This is a genomic window from Candidatus Manganitrophus morganii (assembly GCA_021651055.1).
GTDB lineage: Bacteria > Nitrospirota > Nitrospiria > SBBL01 > Manganitrophaceae > Manganitrophus > Manganitrophus morganii.
Genome location: JAJHOH010000001.1, coordinates 3,291,583 through 3,314,127, shown reverse-complemented (window position 1 = coordinate 3,314,127; position 22,545 = coordinate 3,291,583). Strand labels below are relative to the sequence as shown.

The 22,545-nt window shown below is 60.7% G+C and carries 20 protein-coding genes and 1 pseudogene; 16 read left to right on the top strand and 5 right to left on the bottom strand.

Translation table 11 applies throughout. From position 1 onward, the window contains the following. The first annotated feature begins 15 nt into the window (after positions 1-15). Genes tenA through MCM46_15270 form a run of 3 tightly spaced genes read left to right on the top strand, consistent with a single transcriptional unit; the run spans position 16 to position 2,314 of the window. Complete coding sequence (gene tenA / locus MCM46_15280) at positions 16-681, top strand: thiaminase II (protein MCG3113176.1); 666 nt, start codon at positions 16-18, stop codon at positions 679-681. Next, the gene (thiD, locus tag MCM46_15275; GenBank protein MCG3113175.1) at positions 669-1,520 is read left to right on the top strand and encodes a bifunctional hydroxymethylpyrimidine kinase/phosphomethylpyrimidine kinase; all 852 of its coding nucleotides are present in this window, start codon (positions 669-671) and stop codon (positions 1,518-1,520) included. Before tenA ends, thiD begins: the two co-directional genes overlap by 13 nt. Continuing rightward, positions 1,517-2,314 carry an HAD-IIA family hydrolase gene (locus MCM46_15270; protein MCG3113174.1) on the top strand — a complete coding sequence of 266 codons (798 nt, stop codon included), beginning with the start codon at positions 1,517-1,519 and terminating at the stop codon, positions 2,312-2,314. Before thiD ends, MCM46_15270 begins: the two co-directional genes overlap by 4 nt. Here the strand turns inward: MCM46_15270 and MCM46_15265 are convergent. Continuing rightward, positions 2,274-2,765 (bottom strand): GNAT family N-acetyltransferase, encoded by a 492-nt coding sequence (locus MCM46_15265; protein ID MCG3113173.1) that lies wholly within the window; start codon positions 2,763-2,765, stop codon positions 2,274-2,276. The genes MCM46_15270 and MCM46_15265 overlap by 41 nt on opposite strands. Positions 2,766-2,854: 89 nt before the next feature. Beyond that, positions 2,855-4,942 carry an MASE1 domain-containing protein gene (locus tag MCM46_15260; GenBank protein ID MCG3113172.1) on the bottom strand — a complete coding sequence of 696 codons (2,088 nt, stop codon included), beginning with the start codon at positions 4,940-4,942 and terminating at the stop codon, positions 2,855-2,857. 429 nt (positions 4,943-5,371) lie between these two features. Here MCM46_15260 and MCM46_15255 point away from each other — a divergent pair. The 13 genes and pseudogenes from MCM46_15255 (at position 5,372) to MCM46_15195 (ending at position 20,268) form a co-directional block, all read left to right on the top strand. Further along, a pseudogene (locus MCM46_15255) lies at positions 5,372-5,638 on the top strand (NADH-quinone oxidoreductase subunit A). A 132-nt stretch (positions 5,639-5,770) separates the two neighbouring features. Beyond that, the gene (locus tag MCM46_15250; protein ID MCG3113171.1) at positions 5,771-6,358 is read left to right on the top strand and encodes an NADH-quinone oxidoreductase subunit B; all 588 of its coding nucleotides are present in this window, start codon (positions 5,771-5,773) and stop codon (positions 6,356-6,358) included. Beyond that, positions 6,345-8,093 (top strand): NADH-quinone oxidoreductase subunit C/D, encoded by a 1,749-nt coding sequence (gene nuoC, locus MCM46_15245; GenBank protein MCG3113170.1) that lies wholly within the window; start codon positions 6,345-6,347, stop codon positions 8,091-8,093. The genes MCM46_15250 and nuoC overlap by 14 nt, the downstream gene beginning before the upstream one ends. Positions 8,094-8,133: 40 nt before the next feature. Beyond that, the gene (gene nuoE, locus MCM46_15240) at positions 8,134-8,598 is read left to right on the top strand and encodes an NADH-quinone oxidoreductase subunit NuoE (GenBank protein ID MCG3113169.1); all 465 of its coding nucleotides are present in this window, start codon (positions 8,134-8,136) and stop codon (positions 8,596-8,598) included. A 2-nt stretch (positions 8,599-8,600) separates the two neighbouring features. After that, a complete protein-coding gene (nuoF, locus tag MCM46_15235; GenBank protein ID MCG3113168.1) occupies positions 8,601-9,899 on the top strand; it encodes an NADH-quinone oxidoreductase subunit NuoF in 1,299 nt (432 codons plus the stop codon). Between the two features lie 124 nt (positions 9,900-10,023). After that, positions 10,024-12,768, top strand: a complete 2,745-nt coding sequence (gene nuoG, locus MCM46_15230; GenBank protein MCG3113167.1) for an NADH-quinone oxidoreductase subunit NuoG — start codon at positions 10,024-10,026, stop codon at positions 12,766-12,768. Beyond that, positions 12,765-13,712: an NADH-quinone oxidoreductase subunit NuoH gene (gene nuoH / locus MCM46_15225; GenBank protein ID MCG3113166.1), complete on the top strand. Its 948-nt coding sequence runs from the start codon at positions 12,765-12,767 to the stop codon at positions 13,710-13,712. Before nuoG ends, nuoH begins: the two co-directional genes overlap by 4 nt. A gap of 121 nt (positions 13,713-13,833) precedes the next feature. After that, positions 13,834-14,349: an NADH-quinone oxidoreductase subunit NuoI gene (nuoI, locus tag MCM46_15220; protein ID MCG3113165.1), complete on the top strand. Its 516-nt coding sequence runs from the start codon at positions 13,834-13,836 to the stop codon at positions 14,347-14,349. A 140-nt stretch (positions 14,350-14,489) separates the two neighbouring features. Further along, positions 14,490-15,080 carry an NADH-quinone oxidoreductase subunit J gene (gene nuoJ, locus MCM46_15215; GenBank protein ID MCG3113164.1) on the top strand — a complete coding sequence of 197 codons (591 nt, stop codon included), beginning with the start codon at positions 14,490-14,492 and terminating at the stop codon, positions 15,078-15,080. Further along, positions 14,995-15,303, top strand: a complete 309-nt coding sequence (gene nuoK, locus MCM46_15210; protein MCG3113163.1) for an NADH-quinone oxidoreductase subunit NuoK — start codon at positions 14,995-14,997, stop codon at positions 15,301-15,303. The genes nuoJ and nuoK overlap by 86 nt, the downstream gene beginning before the upstream one ends. A 2-nt stretch (positions 15,304-15,305) precedes the next feature. Next, positions 15,306-17,276 (top strand): NADH-quinone oxidoreductase subunit L, encoded by a 1,971-nt coding sequence (gene nuoL / locus MCM46_15205; protein MCG3113162.1) that lies wholly within the window; start codon positions 15,306-15,308, stop codon positions 17,274-17,276. Continuing rightward, on the top strand, positions 17,273-18,787 hold the full coding sequence (nuoM, locus tag MCM46_15200) for an NADH-quinone oxidoreductase subunit M (GenBank protein MCG3113161.1): 1,515 nt from the start codon (positions 17,273-17,275) through the stop codon (positions 18,785-18,787). Before nuoL ends, nuoM begins: the two co-directional genes overlap by 4 nt. Beyond that, entirely contained in the window at positions 18,784-20,268 is a 1,485-nt protein-coding gene (locus MCM46_15195) for an NADH-quinone oxidoreductase subunit N (protein MCG3113160.1), read from the top strand. The genes nuoM and MCM46_15195 overlap by 4 nt, the downstream gene beginning before the upstream one ends. 25 nt (positions 20,269-20,293) lie before the next feature. Here MCM46_15195 and MCM46_15190 read toward each other — a convergent pair whose 3' ends face one another. From MCM46_15190 to MCM46_15180, 3 genes are all read right to left on the bottom strand, one after another. Next, the gene (locus MCM46_15190) at positions 20,294-21,001 is read right to left on the bottom strand and encodes a hypothetical protein (protein ID MCG3113159.1); all 708 of its coding nucleotides are present in this window, start codon (positions 20,999-21,001) and stop codon (positions 20,294-20,296) included. Positions 21,002-21,167: 166 nt separating this feature from the next. Then, on the bottom strand, positions 21,168-21,713 hold the full coding sequence (locus tag MCM46_15185) for a hypothetical protein (GenBank protein ID MCG3113158.1): 546 nt from the start codon (positions 21,711-21,713) through the stop codon (positions 21,168-21,170). A gap of 189 nt (positions 21,714-21,902) precedes the next feature. Next, complete coding sequence (locus MCM46_15180; GenBank protein MCG3113157.1) at positions 21,903-22,508, bottom strand: NAD(P)H-dependent oxidoreductase; 606 nt, start codon at positions 22,506-22,508, stop codon at positions 21,903-21,905. Between the last annotated feature and the right edge of the window lie 37 nt (positions 22,509-22,545).

Below are 22,545 nucleotides of genomic sequence, written 5' to 3'. Positions count from 1 at the left end.
TTGAAGGAGGCGGTTATGTTTACCCAACATCTTAAAAAGCTCGCCCAGCCGATTTGGGACGCGCAATTGAAGCATCCGTTCGTCGAGGCTCTCGGCGACGGATCGCTCCCGGAGAAAAAATTTCGGTTCTACATCATCCAGGATTCCCTCTTCCTCTTCGAGCTGGCGAAGGTCTTCTCCGCCGCGGCTCAGAAGAGCGTCGACATCGAGACGATGCAGAAATTCACCCAGCTGGCCGCCGACACCATCCAGGTGGAGCGGGGACTCCACAAAGAATACGGCCGGCAATGGAAGATGACCGAGGCGGAGATGGCCGCCCTCCCAATGGCCCCGACGAACTACGCCTATACCCGCCACATGCTTCAGGTCGCCGCCACCGGCACCCTGGCCGAGACGACCGTCGTCGCCCTCCCCTGCGCCTGGATTTATGTGGAGGTCGGCCGCCGTCTGACGGAGAAGGGGGCTCCTCCGGAAACACATCCCTATAAAAACTGGCTCGCCCTTTATGCCTCGCCCGAATTTGCCGAGGTCGCCCGCTGGATGTGCGAGAAGGTCGATGTATGGGCGAAAGGGGCCGGCGCCGACGAAAAACTCCGGATGGAAAGCTACTTCATCCTCAGCTCCCGCTACGAGTGGATGTTCTGGGAGATGGCCTGGAGGGAAGAGCGATGGCCGGTATAGAGACCGCCGCGCCGTCGGACGGGACGCGGTCGCGCCCGCCGATCGCGCAGGTCTTGACGATCGCCGGCTCCGACTCCGGCGGCGGCGCCGGCATTCAGGCCGACATCAAGGCGATCCAAGCCAACGGGGTTTTCGCCTTATCGGTGTTGACATCGATCACCGCTCAAAATACCAAAACGGTCGTCACCGCGTTCGACCTTCCCCTTCGGGTGATCGAGGCGCAGATCCGGGCGGTCTTCGACGATTTCACGATCTCCGCGGTCAAAACCGGCATGCTCTCTTCCAAGGGAATCGTCAAACGGGTCGCCCAGCTCGTCAAAGAAATGCAGGTTCAAAATCTGATCGTCGATCCGGTGATGGTCTCCAAAAGCGGCTATCCTCTCCTCAAGCCGGAGGCGATTGCGATGATGAAGAGCGAGCTGTTCCCTCTGGCGGCCCTGGTCACGCCGAACATCCACGAGGCGGAGCTCTTGACCGGGAACAAAATCCGCACCGTGGCCGAGGCGGAAGAGGCCGCGCGAAAGATCCACCTCCTCGGCGGCCACGCCGTCCTGGTGAAGGGAGGGCACCTGTTGGAAGAGCGGGGGTGCGATCTCCTTTTTGACGGCAAAGAGATCACCTTTTTCCGGTCCGACTTCATCGAATCGCAGAACACACACGGCACCGGCTGCACCTACTCCGCCGCCATCGCCGCTCAGATCGCTTCCGGAAAAACGTTGAAGCAAGCGGTCCAAGAAGCCAAGACTTATGTGACCGAGGCAATCCGTCACGGCCTCTCCATCGGCCACGGACACGGCCCGACCGACCACTTCTACTTTCTCCCCTCGCGAAAGAGATGAACCGCCTTCTCGACCGGTTTGACCATTTTCTGATCGATCTCGACGGCGTCGTCTACCTCGGCGATCAGCCGACCTCCTGCGCCGCGGAGACGTTCACCGCTTTAAATGACGCGGGAAAACGCCGTCTCTTCATTACCAACGATCCCCGCCACACCGCCGACGGATATGCGACGAAGCTGGCCCGCCTCGGCATCCCCGCCGACCCGGCGGAGTTCCTCACCTCCGGACGCGCCGCCGCCCTCTACCTCCAGAGGGAAGGAAAAACCGGCCGGCCGATTTTCGTCGTCGGAAGCGATGGGCTCCGCTCCGAAATCGAGGCGGTCGGGGGACATGTCTTGAAAGGGAATGAGGGGGTGGCGGCGGAGATCGTCGTCGTCGGGGGACATGAGCACTTTTCATATCAGGAGCTGAAGATCGCGACCCTTGCGATCCAGCGGGGGGCGGCCTTTATTGCGACGAACCGGGATGCCAACTTCCCGATGCCCGACGGTCTCTGGCCCGGGACCGGTCCGATCGTCGCCGCCATCGAGGTGGCGACCGGGATCACACCGGTTGTGGTCGGAAAGCCCGAAAAGTTAATCTTCGAGATCGCGCTCGATCTCTTTCCACCCGGCGGCCGCTGCGCCATCGTCGGCGACCGGCTCGACTCCGACATCCTCGGCGGGCAGCGGGCGGGGCTCGCCACGATCTTGGTCCTCTCCGGCTGCACAACGGCGGCGATGGCCGAGCGGGGCGCGATCCGTCCCGATTACGTCATCGAAAACTTATCCCGCTTGACCACGCCTCTTTCTTGATTCGAAAGAGATCGAGATCGACCGGCGGACCCTTCGAAGAAAGCCGTCCTTGAATCCGCGCCTCCCGTTTCATCCCCACCTTTTCAAGAACGCGGATCGATGCGATGTTGTTCGGGAGCGATTTGGCCTCCACGATCGCCAGGCCCATCCCCTCGAAGCCGAAATCGACGACGGCCCGGCAGGCCTCGGTCATATAGCCGCGGCCGGTATGGATGTTCATCAGGATAAATCCGACCTCCGCCAGACGCGTCTCACGGTCCCATCCGATATAGCCGATCGTCCCGATCGGCTCTTCGCTCTCTTTCAGATAGATCTTCCAGTTGCTGGGAAGGCCGGGCAATGCTTGCGCGGCGGCGTCGCGGCCGTCCGAAACGAAAACCGGTTGAACCGCATCGTCCGGGCCGGCGAGAGAGAGCCGTTCCGTTTTCAAAACAGGGGGGGTCCAGGGCATTCGGTTTTTTCACTCAAAAAATGGGGCGCGAGGTTCGCACATCGGGGATCATTGTTTCACAATTTCGTGCATTCCATCAAGAACGAAGATTACTCTTTCCATCGGTAGGGCAAATAGAGGGTGAAGGTCGATCCTTTTCCCCGCTCGCTGGTCGCCTGAATCTCCCCCTTCAACAGATCCACCAGCTCCTTTACAATCGCCAGCCCCAAACCGGTCCCCCCGAATTCCCGCGTCAACGTTCCATCGACCTGGTGGAACGCCTCGAAGATCTTCGGGAGCTCCTCCGGCGGGATGCCGATGCCGGTATCATGCACCGCAATCTCCACCCCTCCCCGTTCAGGTCGATCCTTCAACTTGATTCGAATCTCCCCCTCCTCGGTAAATTTGATCGCATTTGAGAGAAGATTCGAGAAAACCTGTTTGATTCGATTGGGATCGGACTCAATGGTCGGGATACGTTCTGAGAGATTCAGGCCGGTCGCCAACGATTTCTTCTCGACCAGCGGTTTCAATCCCTCCAACACATCTTCCAGCAGAGGGACCATCTCCACCGGTTGCAGTTCCAGCGCCAGCTTCCCCGACTCGATCTTGGAAAAGTCCAACAGATTGTTGATTAAATTGAGTAGTTCATCGGAGTTCCTCAGCACCCTCTCCAGGGGCATTTTTTGATTCTCTTGAAGCGGACCGTACGTCTCCCCCAGAAGGAGATGCGCAAATCCGATAATGCTGTTGAGGGGGGTGCGCAGCTCGTGCGAAACATTCGAGAGGAGCTGTGACTTCAACCGGCTCGCCTCCTGCGCTTCCATTGTTCTCGCTTTCAACTCCTCCTCCCCCTGCTTGCGCTCCGTAATGTCGAGAACCGTTCCGATAAATCGCGCGGCTCGGCCCGCTTCGTCATAGAAGACCTGCCCGCGCGCCGCGAGCCAGTGCGGCACGCCCTTTTGGAGCGGCACCGTACGATACTCGATCTTATAATTTCCGCCGCTGGCCGGATCGAGCAGGCGCTTGACCGTTTCGTTCACCCGCTCCCGATCCTCCGCGTGGACACGATCCAGGAAGAGGGAATAGCTCACTTCCCCCTCCGGAGGAAGACCGAAGATCGCCTTGCATCGGGCAGACCATCGCAAGGCGCCGGTGATCGGGTTAAAATCCCAGGTTCCCAGTCCCGTCGCCTCGACCGCCAATCGCAGTCGATCCTCGCTTTCGCGCAGCGCTTCTTCTGCTTGTCTCTCCTCTGAAATGATCGCGGCGAGCGACAAGGCCATCACTGTCATCGTCCCCGTAAACGCCTGCAGCAGGAGGAGCGATTCATTGTGGTCGCCCGTAAAGAAGGGGCCGAATCCGCGAAGCGTTCCAACGGTGGTGACCCCCGACATCATGAAGGAGGCGGTCATCATCCCACGCCGCCCGAGCCGGAATGCGGCCCAGAGGAGGATCGGGATCGTCAAATATTCAAGCGGGTAATTCTTCGTCTTGAAGGGAAGCCATCCGCCGAAGACGATCTGGCAGACAAGAAAAACAAGGACGAGCACAAGGAGAAACTCAATAGAGCGCCGCCATGTGAAACCCTTCAGACCCTTTCCGGCCCAGAGGAGGATCAGCGGCGCCACGATCAGATCGCTGACCATATCGCCGAGCCACCAGGTCAGCCAGACCGGTCCATATTGATCCAGGGAGGCAAAGCCTCCCAAGGTCAAGCTGGTGACGCCGAAGGTCGCGCTGAGGGTCGTGCTGAAGAAAGCGGCGAGAAGAACATACTTGAAAACATCTTGCGGCCGGTCGAATGCATGGCGGCCGTTGGCGAACCGCTGAACCAGCCAGGCGCCGACCAGCGCCTCAAGCGTATTGCCCGTCGCGATGCCGAGCGACGTCGCAACCGTCCCCGCCGTCGTCACATTGGCCAGAAAGGCCCCGAGGAAGATCCCCGGCCAGACGCGGTATCCGAAGAGCAGAGCGGCGGCCAGCGCAATCCCCGCGGGGGGCCAAACCGCCGACGCGTTCTCATGAAGAAAAGCCAACATCAAGCCGAGCTTGCCGGCGACGAAATAGACGGCGGCAAGCCCCAGGCTCATCGCTGCATTTGAAAGGGAGATCCTCATCTTATCGGTCGTTCCAGGCCGCTGATTCGGAAGCCCGAGCGGAGAAGCGGCCGATTGTAATATCGCGCGTTGCTCCATGTGAACACTTCATGCCCTCATTATAAGGCCGGAATGACGGTATGGATAGAGGCCGAAAGCGGCAAGTGAGACCGATCACAGAAATCCTCCTCCTATCGGGATCAGGCCGTCGCCTCCGATTTTCAAGAATAATCATTTAAATTCCGGAAAGCAATAGCACTTGCAAAAACATTCCGGCCAAGAAACAAAATAGATCTTGCGCCAAGATGAAATCAGGAAGAGACAAGCCAAGGCCCCGCGACAGCCGCCCGTCATACGGAAGGAGATCATCATGCCGGCTAATTGTCTCCCCCCTCCCCATCCCCCTACAATGAGGGAATAAATCTGAGCCGTTAGGGATGATCTGAAACAATGACTCTTTGGCCGTTGGGCGCTTATTTCCTCCTCGTTGTCTTCCTGGTCGCCGGGATGCTTCTCCTTTCCCATCTCTTGGGAGAGCGGCATCGCGACCTCGCCACCGACATTCCCTACGAATCGGGAATCGTTCCGACCGGCACGGCGGAGGCTCGCTTCTCCGCCAAGTTTTATCTGGTCGCCATGTTTTTTGTGATCTTCGATTTGGAAGCGGTCTTCATCTTCGCCTGGGCGGTGGCGGCCCGCGAGCTCGGCTGGCTCGGCTACGGAGAAATCGCCCTTTTCATCGGCATCTTGCTGGCGGCGCTGGTCTACCTTGCGCGGCTCGGCGCCCTCGATTGGGGATCGCCCGAATGGTACTCACGTTAGAAAGGAGCTGCGATGGGCTGGTGGTCCCGCAAGCCCGATTCGAGAGAAAAGAATCACGATCACAACAATCGTTCCACTGACAGTTCGGGCCGCGGCAATTTTGCGCTGGCCCGGCTGGAAGATCTGGTTGCGTGGGGTCGGAAGAACTCGATCTGGCCGTTTAATTTTGGCCTCTCCTGCTGCTACGTAGAGATGGCGACCAGCCTGACGAGCAAATATGACATCGCCCGGTTCGGCGCCGAGGTGATCCGCGGGACCCCCCGAGAAGCCGACGTCATCGTCATCTCGGGAACGGTCTTCTACAAGGCGTCGCCGATGATCAAGTTGCTCTACCAGCAGATGATGGCGCCCCGTTGGGTGATCGCGATGGGATCGTGCGCCTGCTCGGACGGGATGTTCGACGTCTACAGCGTCATCCAGGGGGTCGACAAATTTCTCCCGGTCGACGTCTACGTCACCGGCTGTCCTCCCCGTCCCGACAGCCTGATGGAAGGACTTCTTTTGTTGCAAAAAAAGGTGGGGAACGAACGGCGGCCGCTCTCCTGGGTGATCGGCCCACAAGGGGTGGAGCAGCCGGTATTCCCCGCCCAGCGCGAATTAAAGGGTCCGAAGCGGCGGTTGATCGGCCGGCTCACCCCGCCCGATTACGCGTCGCACGATCTTTACCGGGAAGGCCGCGATGCAAACCGTTGATCTCTCCCTCAACGAAGCGATTCAAGCGCAAGCCGGTCCGGCGCTGCTCGCCGTGCAGCCGACGGTCGATCGGATCCCGACTTTCTGGATCAACAAAGAGAAGATCCACGATCTGCTCCGGTACGTGAAGAACGAAATCGACCGGCCCTACAAGATGCTCTATGATCTGACCGGCATCGACGAGCGGGTCCGCGTCCACCGCGAAGGGCAGCCCGACAGCGACTTCACGGCGGTTTATCATCTCTACTCCTTCGGCCGCAACGCTTATCTTCGCTTCAAGGTCCCTTTGCCGGAGAAACGCCCCTCCGTTCCGACGATCACCGACCTCTGGCCGGCGGCCGATTGGTACGAGCGGGAGACGTGGGACCTCGTCGGCATCCGCTTCGACGGCCATCCGCACCTGGTCCGGCTGATCATGCCGCGCGATTGGGAAGGCCATCCGCTGCGAAAGGATCATCCCTCTCACGGAACCGAGCTCGGCCTGAACATGCCCGATCAAAAGATGATGGAGGAACAGGAGCAGCTTCAATTCGATCCGGAAGAGTGGGGGATGAAGCGGAGCAGCGACGGGACCGATTTCCTCTTCTTGAATCTCGGACCGCACCATCCCGGCACCCACGGCGTGTTGCGGGTGGTCCTGCAGCTCGACGGCGAGATCATCGTCGACGCGGTCCCCGACATCGGCTTTCATCACCGGGCGCAGGAGAAGGTCGCCGAGCGGCAGACCTGGCACACCTACCTCCCCTACACCGACCGGGTCGATTACCTCTCCGGCGTCATCAACAACATGGCTTATCTTTCGTCGGTGGAGCAGCTCGCCGGAATCGACATCCCCCTGCGGGCTCAGGTCATCCGGGTGATGATGTGTGAGCTCTACCGGATCGCCAATCATTTCGTCTGGCTCGGGACCTTTTCCCAGGATGTCGGCCAGCTCTCTCCGGTTTTTTACACTTTCAACGACCGGGAGCGGGCCTTTTATATCGCCGAGGCGATCACCGGCGCGCGGATGCACCCGAATTGGTTCCGGATGGGGGGAACCGCACAGGACCTGCCGATCGGATGGGAAGATCTCTTCCGCGATTTCATCAGCTACCTTCCGCCGCGCCTCAATGAATACGAGCGGGAGATCGTCAAAAACCGGATCTTCAAAGCGAGGACGAAGGGGATTGGCCGGACGACCGTCGACGAGGCGATCGAGTGGGGAATGACCGGGCCGAACCTGCGCGCCTGCGGATTGGGATGGGACTTCCGAAAGGCGCATCCTTATTCCGGCTACGACCAATTTGAATTCGATATCCCGATCGGGAAGGATGGCGACAGCTACGATCGCGCCACCGTCCGGATCGAGGAGATGCGCCAGAGCCTGCGGATCATCGACCAGTGCGTCCGGAACATGCCGGACGGCCCCTATAAGGCGATCCATCCGCTCGCCACCCCGCCGCCGAAACCGAAAACGATGCACGACATCGAGACACTGATCGCCCATTTCCTTACCGTCAGCTGGGGGCCGGTGATCCCCCCCGGCGAGGCGCTCGGAGCGATCGAAGCGAGCAAGGGGAACAACGGCTATTACCTGATCAGCGACGGAAGCACGACGCCGTACCGGAACCGAATCCGGACCCCCTCTTTCCCCCACATGCAGATGCTGCCGCTCCTCTGCCGGGGGCTGACCGTCTCCGATCTGATCGCCATCTTCGGGAGCGTCGATTTTGTTTTGGCGGATGTAGACAAATAAATCAATTAGGAATCAAACATAAACAAGATGCGGAGAAAACATGTTGAGTCCGGAAGAACGAAGGGAGATTGAAGCGGAGCTTCCTCTCTACCCCAACAAGCAGGCCGTTTGCATCGATGCGATGCAGATCGTTCAGAAACACCGCGGGTGGGTCCCCGATGAGGCGATCCAGGATGTCGCATCCCTGCTCGACATGGCCCCGGATGAGCTCGACGGGATCGCCACCTTCTATAATCGAATCTTCCGCAGGCCGGTCGGCCGGCATGTGCTGCTTCTCTGCGACAGCGTCAGCTGCTGGGTGATGGGATATGAGCGGGTCCGGGAGCATCTCATGGAACGGCTCGGCGTCGGTCTCGGCCAGACCACCGCCGACAATCGATTCACCTTTTTGCCGAACGTCTGTCTCGGCGCCTGCGACCGCGCGCCGGTGATGATGGTGAATGAGGACCTTCACAGCGATCTGACGACAGAGAAAATCGACACCCTCCTGGAGGATTATCAATAAAGATGCCCGTATTGGAAAAACCGCTCACGCAACACATTCGTACAGACGGGACCGCGATCGACCTCGCCGCCTACGAACGCGCCGGCGGCTATCAGGGATTGCGAAAGGCGCTCCGGATGTCGCCGGAGGAGGTCCTCGAGACGGTCAAGCGCTCCGGCCTTCGGGGCCGCGGCGGCGCCGGCTTCCCGACCGGGGTCAAGTGGAGCCTGGTCCCGCGAGGCAAAGACGCGCCCCACCCGAAATATGTCGTCGCCAACGCCGACGAGATGGAGCCGGGGGCGTTCAAAGACCGTTTCCTTCTGGAAGGGGACCCGCATCAAATGATCGAAGGGATGATCATCGCCGCCTATGCGGTGGAGGCCGACGCCGCCTATATTTTTCTCCGCTGGGCGTACCGGGAGGCGGCCGCCCGTTTGTCGAAAGCGATCGCCGACGCCTACAGGCATCGCTACCTCGGCAAGAACATCCTGGAGACGGGATACAACCTGGAGATGATCCTCCACGTCAGCGCCGGCCGGTATATTTGCGGCGAGGAGACGGCGCTCCTCAATGCATTGGAGGGAAAACGGGCCAACCCGCGGGCCAAGCCCCCTTATCCTCAGACGGTCGGGCTGTGGGGAAAGCCGACGGTCGTCAACAACGTCGAGACCTTTTGCAACGTCCCGCACATCCTGAAGCACGGTCCCGATTGGTTCCAAAGCTTGAGCCGCACCAAAGACGCCGGAACGAAGCTCTACGGCGCGAGCGGCAAGGTGAAGCGGCCCGGTCTTTGGGAGCTGCCGATGGGGACGACCGCGCGGGAGATTCTGGAAGAGCATGCGGGGGGGATGCGCGACGGCCTCCAGTTTCGAGCGGCGATTCCGGGGGGCGCTTCCACCGAATTCATCACCGAGGCGCACCTCGACATCCCGATGGATTTCGACGAGATCAAAAAAGCGGGAAGCCGCCTCGGCACGGCGACGCTGATCGTCCTGGACGACCGGACCTGCCCGGTCGGCATGTTGTGGAACATCGAACAGTTCTTCGCCCAGGAGTCGTGCGGCTGGTGCACCCCCTGCTGGAGCGGGCTTTCCTGGGTGGAGCAGATCCTGGGGGCGATGGAGCGGGGGGAGGGAGAAGAAGGCGATCTGGAGATCTTGCGAGAGCAGACGAAGTTCATGGCCCCCGGGAACACCTTCTGCGCCCTTGCCCCCGGCGCGATGGAGCCGCTGGCGAGCGGGCTGATCTATTTTCAAGAAGATTTCGAGCGGCACCTCCGGGAGAAGCGCTGCCCGTGGAAAAGTAATGATCACCGATTTTAGTAAAACATTGATGTTTTTATTCCGTCATTCCCGAAATTTTTCATCGGGAATCCAGTGCACTTAATCAAAAGACTCTGGATTCCCGCTTTCGCGGGAATGACGGTCAAGAGGAAATGGTCCAACTATGGCCACAATTTACATCGACGGCAAGCCCTATCCGGTCAACCCCGCCCAGAACGTCCTTCAGAATGTGCTGGGACTTGGATTGAATCTGGAATACTTTTGCTGGCATCCCGCAATGGGCTCCATCGGCGCCTGCCGGCAGTGCGCGGTGAAAGCGTTCAAAGACGAAAACGACACGCAGGGCAAGATCGTGATGGCCTGCATGACCCCCGCGATCGATGGGACCCGGATCTCGATCCTCCATCCGGAGGCCAAAACATTCCGTGCCTCGGTCATCGAGGGGCTGATGTTGAACCATCCTCACGACTGTCCCGTCTGCGACGAGGGGGGGGAGTGCCATCTCCAGGACATGACGGTGATGACCGGCCATGTCGCCCGCCGCTACCGCTTCCGGAAGCGGACCTTCCGCAACCAGTACCTCGGCCCGCTGCTCGAACATGAGATGAACCGCTGCATTCAATGTTATCGCTGCGTCCGCTTCTACCGGGACTACGCCGGCGGCCGCGACCTTTATTCTTTTCACCTGCGCAACACCGTCTACTTCGGCCGCAAGGAGGACGGCGTCTTGGAGAATGAGTTCTCCGGCAACCTTGATGAAGTCTGCCCGACCGGCGTCTTCAAAGACGCGACGTACGGACGCCATTATGTCCGCAAGTGGGACCTGGAGAGCGCCCCCTCCCTCTGCTTCCATTGCGGCCTCGGCTGCAATATTTCCCCCGGCGAGCGCTACGGGACATTGCGCCGGAATATCAACCGGTACAACCCGGAGGTCAACGGCTACTTTCTCTGCGACCGGGGGCGCTACGGCTATGAACATGCCAACAGCCCGCAGCGGATTCGGGAGCCGCTTTTGGTCCGGGAAGGAAAGACGATCCAGATTTCGAAGCGGGAGGCGGTTCAACACCTCGGCACGTTGCTCCGGAACGGCCGGGTGATCGGGATCGGATCGCCCCGCGCCTCGCTGGAGGCGAACTTCGCCCTCCGAACTGCCGTAGGACCGGACCGCTTTTTCGCCGGCATGGCCGACAAGCAATTTCGTCTCCTGAGGAACATCCTCGACATTCTCCGAACCGGCCCGGCCTACACCCCCTCGCTCGCCGAGATGGAGCGCGCCGATGCGGTTTTTATTTTGGGAGAAGACGTCACGAATGTGACCCCGCGGATGGCGCTGAGCCTTCGCCAGGCGGTCCGCCAACGGCAGATAACCGCCGCCGATACGCTGAAGATCCCCTCCTGGAACGCCACCGCCGTTCGGGACGCGACCAAAGGCCAACCGCAAAGCCCCCTCTTCATCGCCGCGCCGACGGCGACCCGGCTGGATGAGGTCGCGACGGAGACCTACCGGGCCGCCCCCGAAGATCTGGCCCGGCTCGGCGCCGCGGTGGCGCATGCCGTTTCGCCCGATGCGCCGGCGGTTCCCGGCCTTCCCCCGTCGGTCGGCGCGCTGGCCGACCGGATCGCCCGTGCGTTGATGGCGGCGGAACGCCCCCTGGTGGTGACCGGGATGAGCTTGAACAGTGAAGCGGTTATCCATGGCGCCGCGAACATCGCCTCAGCCCTGCGCGCCACTGGCAAGCAAGCGGGACTCGCCTTCGCCATCCCGGAGGGCAACACCGTCGGATTGGGATTGATCGGAGGCCGCCCGCTGGGTGAAGCCTTTCAAATGCTCCACGAGGGAGAAGTGGAAACGGCTTTGATTTTGGAGAACGATCTGACCCGGCGCGCCGATGGCGCGACGGTCGATGCGTTCCTCGATGCCGTCCCGCATCTGGTCACCCTTGACCTGCTCCATCACTCGACCTCGTCCCGGTCCGAGTTGGTGCTTCCGGTCGGCAGCTACGCAGAGGCGACCGGTACTTTGGTCAATAGCGAGGGACGGGCACAACGGTTCTTTAAAGTGTTTATCCCCAAAGGGGAGATTCAAGAAGGCTGGCGGTGGCTGCGCGACGGCCTCGCAGCAGCCGGAAGAGAAGAAGGGACCGCCTGGCAGAGCCTGGACGATCTGCTCGATACCATGGCAAGGGAGATCCCCACGCTGGCCGGCGCGCGAGACGCCGCTCCGCCGGCCTCCTTCCGGATCGCCGATCAGAAGCTTCCGCGCGAGTCGTTCCGCTTCAGCGGGCGGACCGCCATACACGCCAATGAAAATGTCCATGAGCCGAAGCCGCCCGAAGACCCCGACTCTCCCTTCGCCTTCTCGATGGAAGGATACTGGGGGCCGCGCCCCGCTTCCCTTACCCCGCTCCCCTGGACCCCCGGCTGGAACTCGAACCAGCAGGCGACCATCAAACTCCAGGGGGAAGCCGGTGAGGAGTTGCCCGGTACCCCCTTCGGCGTTCGTTTAATTATGCCTGCGGAGGAAAAAGAGCAGCCTTATTTTGGGGAAGTCCCTCGTCCCTTTGCGGCCCGTCCCGACCAATGGCTGCTCGTCCCCCGCTTTCATCTCTTCGGCTCGGAGGAGCTGACCCGCTCTGCGCCGACGCTGATGTCGTTGGCCCCGTCGCCCTACATCGCGCTTCGCCCGGACGATGCCAAGCGCCTTCAGATCGAACCGGGGGAAGACGGAGAGGTCGAGCTCGAATGGGAGGGCCGGATCTACCCACTTCTCGTCCGGATCGATGAAACGTTGCCGAAGGGGTTGGCGGCGGTCCCGGCCGGGATTCCGCCGTTCGTCGGCGCCCCCCTTCCCGCCTGGGGCCGGCTTCGTCCCGCCGCCGGGGGGAGAATGTTGAGGATGGCCTCATGACCCTTTTTACGTGGATCTTCATCTTAGCGCTCCTCTTCATCATGCTCAGCCTCGCCGGCGGGCTCACCTGGATCGAACGGCGTCTTCTGGCGGTCTGGCAGGACCGGTTGGGGCCGAACCGGGTCGGCCCCTTCGGAAGTTTTCAGCCGATCGCCGACGGCATCAAGCTCTTCACGAAGGAGGACTGGATTCCCCCCTTCGCCGACAAGCCGGTCTTCGTCCTCGCCCCGGCCATTATCATGGTCGCCGTTTTGATGGCCTTCGTCGTCGTCCCGTTCGCCCCCGGACTGGTCCTGGTCGATCTGAACATCGCGGTCCTCTTCTTTCTGGCGATGACGTCGCTGACCGTCTATAGCATCGTCTTGGGAGGTTGGTCGTCGAACAACAAATATTCGCTCCTCGGCGGATTGCGCGCCGCGGCGCAGCTCCTCAGCTACGAAGTCTTCCTCGGTCTGTCGATCACCGGCACGGTGATGCTCGCCGGCTCTTTTCGTCTGACCGACATCGTCGAAGCGCAGCGGGAGCTCTGGTTCGTCATCCCCCAGTTCTTCGGTTTTGTCCTCTTCCTGATCGCCGGGGTCGCCGAGACGCATCGTCTGCCGTTCGATCTCCCGGAGGCGGAGACCGAGCTCGGCGCCGGCTTTCACACCGAATATTCGGGGATGAAATTCGGGATGTTCTTCATCGGAGAGTATCTCGGGATGATCTTGATCTCGGCAATGATCACCGTCCTCTTCTTCGGCGGCTGGCACGGGCCGTTTCTGCCGCCGATTATTTGGTTTTTACTGAAAACATCTTTCTTCCTCGGCTTCTTCATTCTGCTGCGGGCCGCCCTCCCCCGGCCCCGGATCGATCAGCTGATGTCGTTCGGGTGGAAGGTGCTGCTGCCGCTCTCGCTGATCAACCTGTTGGTCACCGGGGCGGTGGTGGTGGCGAGAGGATGAAGATATAGGGCAGGCCTCTGTGCCTCCCCTGGCGTAGAGACGTCCCGCCGGGACGTCTCTACAACCAAATCGAAAATGCGGGCGGCCACAAGGGCCGCCCCTACGAAAGGATCTTTCTCCTATGCTCAGCATTTTACGAACCATCTGGGACGTATTCCTTCATACCTTCCGGAAGCCGGTCACCATTCCCTATCCGGAGCAGAAGGCGGTCCTTTCGCCGAGATACCGTGGACGGATCATCCTCTCGCGCGATCCGGACGGCGGCGAGCGCTGCGTCGGCTGTTATCTCTGCTCGGTCGCCTGCCCGGTCGATTGCATCGCGCTGCAGGCGACGCAGGATGAGACCGGCCGGCGCTACCCGGAGTTCTTCCGGATCAACTTCTCCCGCTGCATCTTCTGCGGCTACTGCGAAGAGGCCTGCCCGACCTACGCGATTCAGCTGATCCCGGAATTCGAGATGGGCGAATACAACCGGCAGAACATGGTCTACGAAAAAGAAGACCTGCTGATCGCGGGGGAGGGGAAATACCACGGCTACAACTATTGGAAAGTCGCCGGGGTCAGCATCGGCGGCAAGGACAAAGGGGAAGCCGAGCGGGAGTCGCCGCCGGTCGACGTGCATAGTTTGATGCCCTAAAAAGACTGGGTGTAGGGGGTAGGGTGTAGGGTAGAGGGGAAGAGAACGACAAAAAACGAGGCGGGGTCGGCCTGGCCTTTACCCTACACCCCACACCCCACACCCTACACCCTACCCCCTCTTTTTACGATGGAGTAACCATGCAGACATTCTTTTATACGGCCGGCGCCGTGGCAGTGGCCGCCACCCTCTTGATGATCCTGAGTCTGAATGCGGTGCATGCGCTTCTCTATTTGATTGTCTCGTTTCTGGCGGTGGCGGTGATTTTTTACATTCTCGGCGCGCCGTTCGTGGCGGCGCTGGAGGTGATCGTTTATGCCGGGGCGATCATGGTCCTCTTTATCTTCATCGTGATGATGTTGAACTTAGGTAGACGCGCCGCCGAGCAGGAGCGCGCGTGGCTGCGGCCGTCGATGTGGATCGGGCCGTCGGTCCTGGCGGCGATCTTGTTGGGAGAGGTGATCCTCCTCCTTACCCGCGCCGGGGTTCCGGCCCCGGCGGCGGAGGTCGTCGGGCCGAAGGAGGTCGGCCTGGTCCTCTTCGGGCCTTATCTGATCGGAGTCGAGCTGACCTCGGTGTTGTTGATGGGGGCGCTGGTCGCCGCCTATCATCTCGGCTGGCACCGGCCAAAACTGGAGAAAGCCAATGTTGATGATTCCCGTGCAAGAGGGGCTTCTCCTGGCGGCGATTTTGTTCGCGCTGGGGCTGATCGGTCTCCTGGTACGCCGTAATATTCTGTTCATCCTGATGTCGACCGAGGTGATGCTCAATGCCGCCGGGCTCGCCTTCATCGTGGCCGGCGCGCGATGGGGAGCGGCCGACGGACAGGTGATGTTCTTCTTCATCCTGGCGCTGGCGGCCGCCGAGGTGTCGGTCGGGTTGGCGCTTGTCCTGCGGATGCACCACCAGTACAAATCGCTCGATGCCGATCTCTTAAGCCGGATGAGGGGATAAAAATGCGATCGCTTCTCTGGTTGATTCCCGCGATTCCTTTTTTCAGCGCCCTGCTCCTGGCGATCTTCGGGCCCCGTTTTTCCCGAAAGACCATCGCCGTCTTCGGCGCCGGGTCGATCGGGCTTTCGGCGTTAATCACGCTTGGGATCGCGGCCGATTTCATCACATCGCCGCCGCCCGACCATCGGTACACACAGACCCTCTGGACCTGGATGAATGTCGGGGATCTCAACGCGCCGGTCGCCCTGCTCCTCGATCCCCTCTCGCTGGTCATGATCGGGGTCGTCACCTTCGTCGGCTTCCTGATCCATCTCTACTCTGTCGAGTATATGGCCCCTGAAGAGGGATACAGCCGGTTCTTCGCCTACATGAACCTCTTCGTCGGCGCGATGCTGATTCTCGTATTGGCCGATCATCTTCTCCTTCTTTTTCTCGGATGGGAAGGGGTGGGGCTTTGCAGCTTTCTTTTGATCGGCTTCTGGTATACCGATCCGAAGAACGTCCGGGCCGCCCGGAAGGCGTTCATCGTCACCCGGATCGGCGACACGGCGCTGATGATCGCGCTCGCGCTTCTCCTCACCCACTTGGGGAGCCTGGAAATCACGACCCTGCTCGATCGCGCCGGGCAGGCCTGGCCGATCGGCGCACCGCTCGCGATCTGGGCGGCGGCCCTCATCCTCGGCGGCGCGGTCGGGAAATCGGCCCAGCTGCCGCTCCAGGTCTGGCTGCCCGATGCGATGGCCGGCCCCACCCCGACGAGCGCGCTAATCCACGCGGCGACGATGGTGACCGCCGGGGTCTACCTGATCGCCCGGACCCACACCCTCTTCCTCCTCGCCCCGCCGGTCTTGATGGCGGTCGCAGTGATCGGGGCGGCGACCCTCTTGATCGCCTCTTTCAGCGCCCTCACGCAGTCCGATCTAAAACGGGTCCTCGCCTACTCCACGATCAGCCAGATCGGCTACATGTTTCTGGCGCTGGGGGTCGGGGCCTGGTCGGCGGCGATCTTCCATCTGATGACCCATGCCTTTTTCAAAGCGCTCCTCTTTTTGGCCGCCGGGGTCGTCATCCATGCCTTTCACGGCGAGCAAAACCTCTTTCAAATGGGCGGGCTGCGCCGCACCCTTCCATTTACCTTCTGGGTCTTTCTGATCGGCGGCGCCTCGCTCGCCGGCCTGCCGCTCGTCACCGCCGGCTTCTACAGCAAGGGAGAGATCCTCTGGGAGAGCTGGGCGCTCGGCGGCAGCGCCCTTTGGGCGGCCGGGGTGATCGGCGCCTTCCTGACGTCGCTCTATACCTTCCGCCTGACCTTCCTCGCCTTCTTCGGCGCGCCGCGCAAAGCGCCGGCCGGCGGCGAGCCGGGCCTTCTCATCCGGATTCCGCTCATTGTCTTGGGGGTCCTCTCGATCATCGGCGGGTTCATCAATCTTCCCCCCGCGCTCGGGAACAAACTTCTCCTGACGCATTTTCTCCAGACCGTCCTGCCGCACACCGAAGCAAGCGCCCTGCACGCAGCGGGGGGGATGACCGAAATCGGGTCGGAAGCGTTTGTGACGGCCGCCTCCCTCCTCGGTCTTTTCCTCGCATACCTCTTTTACCTGCGGCGGCCGTCGCTCGCGGAATCGCTGGCGGGACGTCCGGTCGGTCGGGCGCTCCATCGGTTTTGGTCTGCCGGCTGGGGATTCGACCCGCTCTATGATCGGCTCTTCGTCCGGCCGTATATCCTCCTGGCCGAAGCGGCCCGGCGCGATCTGGTTGACCGGTTTTATGAGCGATGGCTGGTCCGGCCGGTCTTCTTGTTGTCCTCGGTCAGCCTTCACGACCTCATCGATTCGATCTATACCGGCCTGGCCCGCCTGGCGGCCGTCTTTTATGAGATGCTCCGCCGGACGGAGACGGGACGGGTTCGATGGTATGCCGCCGGACTGGCGGCGGGAACGATCTTCTTTCTTGGATGGGTGGTGCTTCTATGATTCTGGTTTGGCTTATTTTAATTCCTTTGATCGGCGGCCTGCTCGCCTGGGCGTTTGGCCGTGACGGGAAAAACACCTCCCGATGGATCTCCCTCATCGCGGTCGGGCTCGGCTTCATTCTCTCAATCGTCCTCTGGGTTCGAAACGCCGGACGGGTGATGACCTTTTCCGCCGAGCGGCCGGTCGCCTGGCTCGAAGAGATCAATCTTCCCTGGATTCCGCGGTTCGGGATCACGTTTCACCTCGCGATGGACGGCTTGAGCCTTTTGCTGATCGTCCTCACCTTCTTCCTCGGCATTCTGTCAGTCCTCGCCTCCTGGCGCGAGATTCAAGAGCGGGTCGGATTTTTCCACTTCAATCTGCTCTGGGTCTTGTCCGGGATCGTCGGCGTTTTCCTCGCGGTCGATCTCTTCCTCTTTTATTTTGCCTGGGAGCTGATGCTGATTCCGATGACCTTCTTGATCGCGATCTGGGGACATGAGCGCCGGATCTACGCCGCCATCAAGTTTTTCATCTTCACCCACATCGGCGGGCTGTTGATGCTGATCGCCATCCTGGCGCTCTACCTGATCCACGGCCGGGCGACCGGCAACTATTCCTTCGCGTATGAGGACCTGCTCAACACCCCTTTGAGGCCGGAAACCGCCCGCTGGATCATGCTCGGGTTTTTTGCCTCCTTCGCCGTGAAGCTCCCGATGTTCCCTTTTCATACCTGGCTGCCCGATGCCCATACGGAGGCCCCGACGGCGGGGAGCGTGATCTTAGCGGGACTGTTGCTGAAGACCGGCGCCTACGGCCTGCTCCGATTCATCTTCCCTCTTTTTCCGCAGGCCGCGCGCGAGGTCGCCCCTTATGTTATGACGCTCGGCGTGATCGGCATCATCTACGGCGCATTTCTCGCCTTTTCGCAAACCGACCTCAAGCGGCTCGTCGCCTACACCAGCGTCAGCCATCTCGGCTTTGTGCTCCTCGGCGTCTTTTCCTGGAATGCGCTCGGGATTCAGGGGGCGGTGATGGAGATGCTCGCGCATGGAATCAGTACCGGGGCGCTCTTTATTTTGGTCGGGCAAATTCAGGAGCGGACCCATACCCGCGAGATCGACCGGATGGGGGGGCTCTGGTCGACGATGCCGCGGTGGAGCGGGGTCGGCTTTCTCTTCACGATGGCGGCGATCGGTCTTCCGGGCCTCGGGAACTTTATCGCCGAGGTCTTGGTGCTGCTGGGGACCTACCGGGTCAGCGTGGCGCTGACCGTCTGGGCGGCGGTCGGGATTTTGGTCGGCACCTTCTACGGAATGCGCCTGGTACAGAAGGTCTTCCACGGGCCGAACCGCAACGGCTGGACCCTCCCCGACCTCGGAACGCGGGAGATCCTGATCCTTGTCCCCCTGATTCTCACCATCGTCTGGCTCGGAATCTATCCCCAGCCGGTCTTCGAGACCTTTCAGGCGACGATGGAGGCGCTTCAGCTTGCCGCCGGTCAAACCGCCGTCGCTTTAGGGAGAGGATGATGCAGCCCGCCGACTTCACCGCGCTGCTCCCGTTCTTAATCATCACCGCGACCTCCGTGGCCGTCATGCTCCTGATCGCCGTCGTCCGGAGCCATCGGTGGACGGTCGGGCTGACGACCCTCGGGCTGACCGCCGCCTTCTTCTCACTCTTCATCAGCCTCCGGGTCGCCCCCCGGCAGGTCACGCCGCTTCTTCTGGTCGACCGGTACGCCCTCTTCTACATCGGCCTGATTGTCGCGGGGGCCGCCGCCGTGGCCCTTTTCTCCTACGATTACTTCGAAAAAAAAGAGGGACGCCGCGAAGAGTTCTATGTTCTCCTCCTGGTGGCGACCCTCGGGGCGGCGGTCCTGGCGTCGAGCAGCCACTTCGCTTCGTTCTTTCTCGGGCTGGAAACGCTCAGCATCCCCCTCTTCGCGATGAATGCCTACCTCCCCGACCGAAAACGGCCGCTCGAGGCCGGAATCAAGTATCTCATCCTCGCCGCCGTCTCGAGCGCCTTTCTCCTCTTCGGGATGGCGCTGATCTACGCGGCGCTCGGCACAATGTCGTTCCGCCGGATCGCATCGCTGCTGGCCGGAGATCAACCGATGGAGACGATCCTGATCTTGTCGGGAGCGGTGCTGATCCTAACCGGCGTCGGCTTCAAGCTCTCCCTGGTCCCATTTCACCTCTGGACCCCCGACGTCTACGAAGGGGCCCCCGCGCCGGTCACCGCGTTCATCGCGACCGTCTCGAAGGGAGCGATGTTCGCCCTCCTGCTGCGCGCGCAAGTCGCCGCGGTAAATCCCACACTCCAAACGGCCGCGCTTATTCCAAGCGCCGCAGCCGGGGATCCCGCGGCCGGGCCGATCGTCTTCCTGATCGCGCTGATCGCCGCCGCCTCGATGATCGCCGGAAATTTCCTGGCGCTCCTTCAAAGCAACGTCAAACGGATTCTGGCTTACTCCTCGATCGCGCAGATGGGGTATATCCTGGTCGCTTTTCTGGCGGCGGGACGGTTCGCCGTCGAGACGGTCACGTTTTACCTGGTCACTTATTTTGTCACGACGCTGGGGGCGTTCGGCGTGGTGACCCTGCTCTCCCATCCAGACCGCGAGGCCGACCAGATCGACGATTACCGCGGCCTCTTCTGGCGCCGGCCCCTTCTGGCGGGGATCTTCACCGCAATGCTGCTTTCTCTGGCGGGGCTGCCGCTCACGGCCGGCTTCGTCGGAAAATTCTATCTGGTTGCGGCGGGGGCCGCTTCGGCCCTTTGGACCTTGGTCTTCATCCTGGTCATCACCAGCGGGATCAGCGTCTTTTATTACCTCCGGGTGATCGTCGCGCTCTTTGCAAACGCAGAGCCGGCAGCGCCGATTGCATCTATTTCCTTTTTAGGAAGGGGGCTGATCATTGTCTTGGCAGGATTGCTAATCTGGCTGGGGACCTATCCGACGCCGCTCATCCGAATTGTCCAGGCGATGGCGGCGGGGGTGGGATAAGATCGAGCGGATCGTAGGCAGGGTTTTACGAAAGCGCTCCGATCCGCTTTCGGGATGCGACCGCGAACGGGGTGTGGAAGGTCGAGCCGGTCGCTTTGGAGAACATCTCCTTCGCTTTCTTTCTCTCCCCCTTCTTCAGATAATATTGTCCCGCGTAATAATAAAGCGAAGAGCGGTCCCTGAAGAGAAGCTCTTCCTCCGGCACGTTGAGCTTTCCCTCTTCGATCCAGCGGATGACCTTCTCCATGTCGGCCAAACCTTCTTCGAACTTTCCGAAGTAAGAGGGGACGCGGAGGTAGGCGATCGCCCGGACGATGCGCACCTGCGGATCATCCGGGTGCGTCCGGACGGCGTGATCGAGCTTCTCGATTCCTTCTTGAACCAACCTTTTCTTTTTAAATATTCGAAAGAAGCCTCCTTCCGAATCGCGGGCCTTCAACATCTCGATTGTTCCGAGATACGCCTCGCTCGCGGGGGTATTCAGATGCGCGTAAGCCCCCTCCGCCTTATCTCTCGCGGCGGGGTCGTGTTTATAAACGGCCAGGAGGAAATAGGCGTAAGCTCGGTCCTCCTCAGTGAGATTTTCACCCAATTTCGGTGCGATCTGATCGCCGACCTCCTCCGAAAGGTCCGCCTCGACCTGATCGACATAATGAGAAGCAAAGGCGACCCGCGTCTGTAAACAGAGAAACAAGACAAAGCAGAGACCCGCTTTCCGAAGAATCTTGAACATGAGATTGCTCCACCCCTACGGCAACAGTTCCAGTTTAAACAATCGCTCGGAGGAAAGGCAATCGAGAAGAGAAGGAATTTTATACAACGGCTGATCGGCAGGTTTATCCGGTGACCGACATACGAAAGAGGGGTGATCGGCAGGATCTCATTCGATCAATATGAACTTAAGCCCATAACTCGTTTTGTTCGGAGAGGACCCATGCGTCGCGCTGATTTTCTTCCGATTGCCAGGATCGACCGAGAGAGGAAGCGGCGCCTTTCGGGATCTCCAGGCGGTGTGTTCGGTCTGCCTGTTGAAATAAAATTTCGGAAGAGGCCGGCGTGATGCAGGCTTCGATGATCTTCGATCCGACCACCTTTTCCGTGATCTCGTTAATCCGGGCGACATAATGCTGATAAAAGGCCTCCACGCCGGCGTCCGGATCCATCGCGATGAATTCCGCCGCGACGACCTCCCCTTTCTCGCCGTCGAAGAGGAGACAATCGCCTGCGTTCCAGACGGTCAGGATGAGCCATTCCTCAGGAAACTGATCTGTTTCGGCCAACTTGAAGCCCCAGAAGCCGGGCCCGCCCGCCCCATACAACCCGATGTTCGGAGACCATCCAAGGATCGTCCGGTGAAGAATCCGGTCGATCCCCTGCTCGCTTAATAACTTCGGGGCCGGCCCGTTGGGCGCCCCCTCATGACACGCAAGAACATATCGCTTCATATTCACCCCAGGTTTTCGCGGCGGCTTGCAAAACGCCGCTCCCCGCCGCGTCGCGTTCACGGACTGCGTCGATCTCAAATTTCTAATTACAATTATACCAGGAGAATATGGAATGGAGGCGGGTCGGCAGACTTGCGTCTCTTGACTTTTGTCTGTCGCTTTCGGTCTCGGCGTGAAAACAATCGATCGTCAGGCGGCCTCGCGCCGCGCCGCCCCTTGGCGTAGTTGAAGCGTCCACCCGATCAGGGATTCAAGGAGCTCGCGGATAAAGTTACGCGTCGCCTTATCGTTCAAGCGCCCCTGGCCGTCGATCTTCTCGTGCGCGCGGGCGACCAGCACCTCCGGCTGCAGGACGGCATAGGTCTCGGTAAATAGAAAAGCCTGGCGGAGCGCGAGCTGTGCGCGCGCGGTCCCGGTCATCCCCGGGGTCGCCCCCATGATGGCGGCCGGCTTGCCTTGCAGGACCGACCCGTCCGGCGGACGCGAGGCCCAATCGATGGCGTTTTTGAGAACCCCGGGAATGCCGTAATTGTACTCGGGGGTGGCGATCAACAACGCATCGGCTTCTCGAATCGCCGATTTCATCGCGACGACCGGCTCCGGATCCCCCTCCGCTTCGACATCGGCGTTGAAAGGGGGAATCTCTCCAAGGCCATCAAAGATCCGGATCTCCACCCCTTTCGGCGCCACTTCGACGGCGGCGAGAAGCAGAGCGCGGTTAAAAGAACCCTGCCGAAGGCTCCCGGCAAGGCCAAAAATTTTAAACGATTGAGTGGGATCCGTTGCAAAAGGCATGGCCTCCTCCCGATAGGTTCATCCATTCTGAAATTAT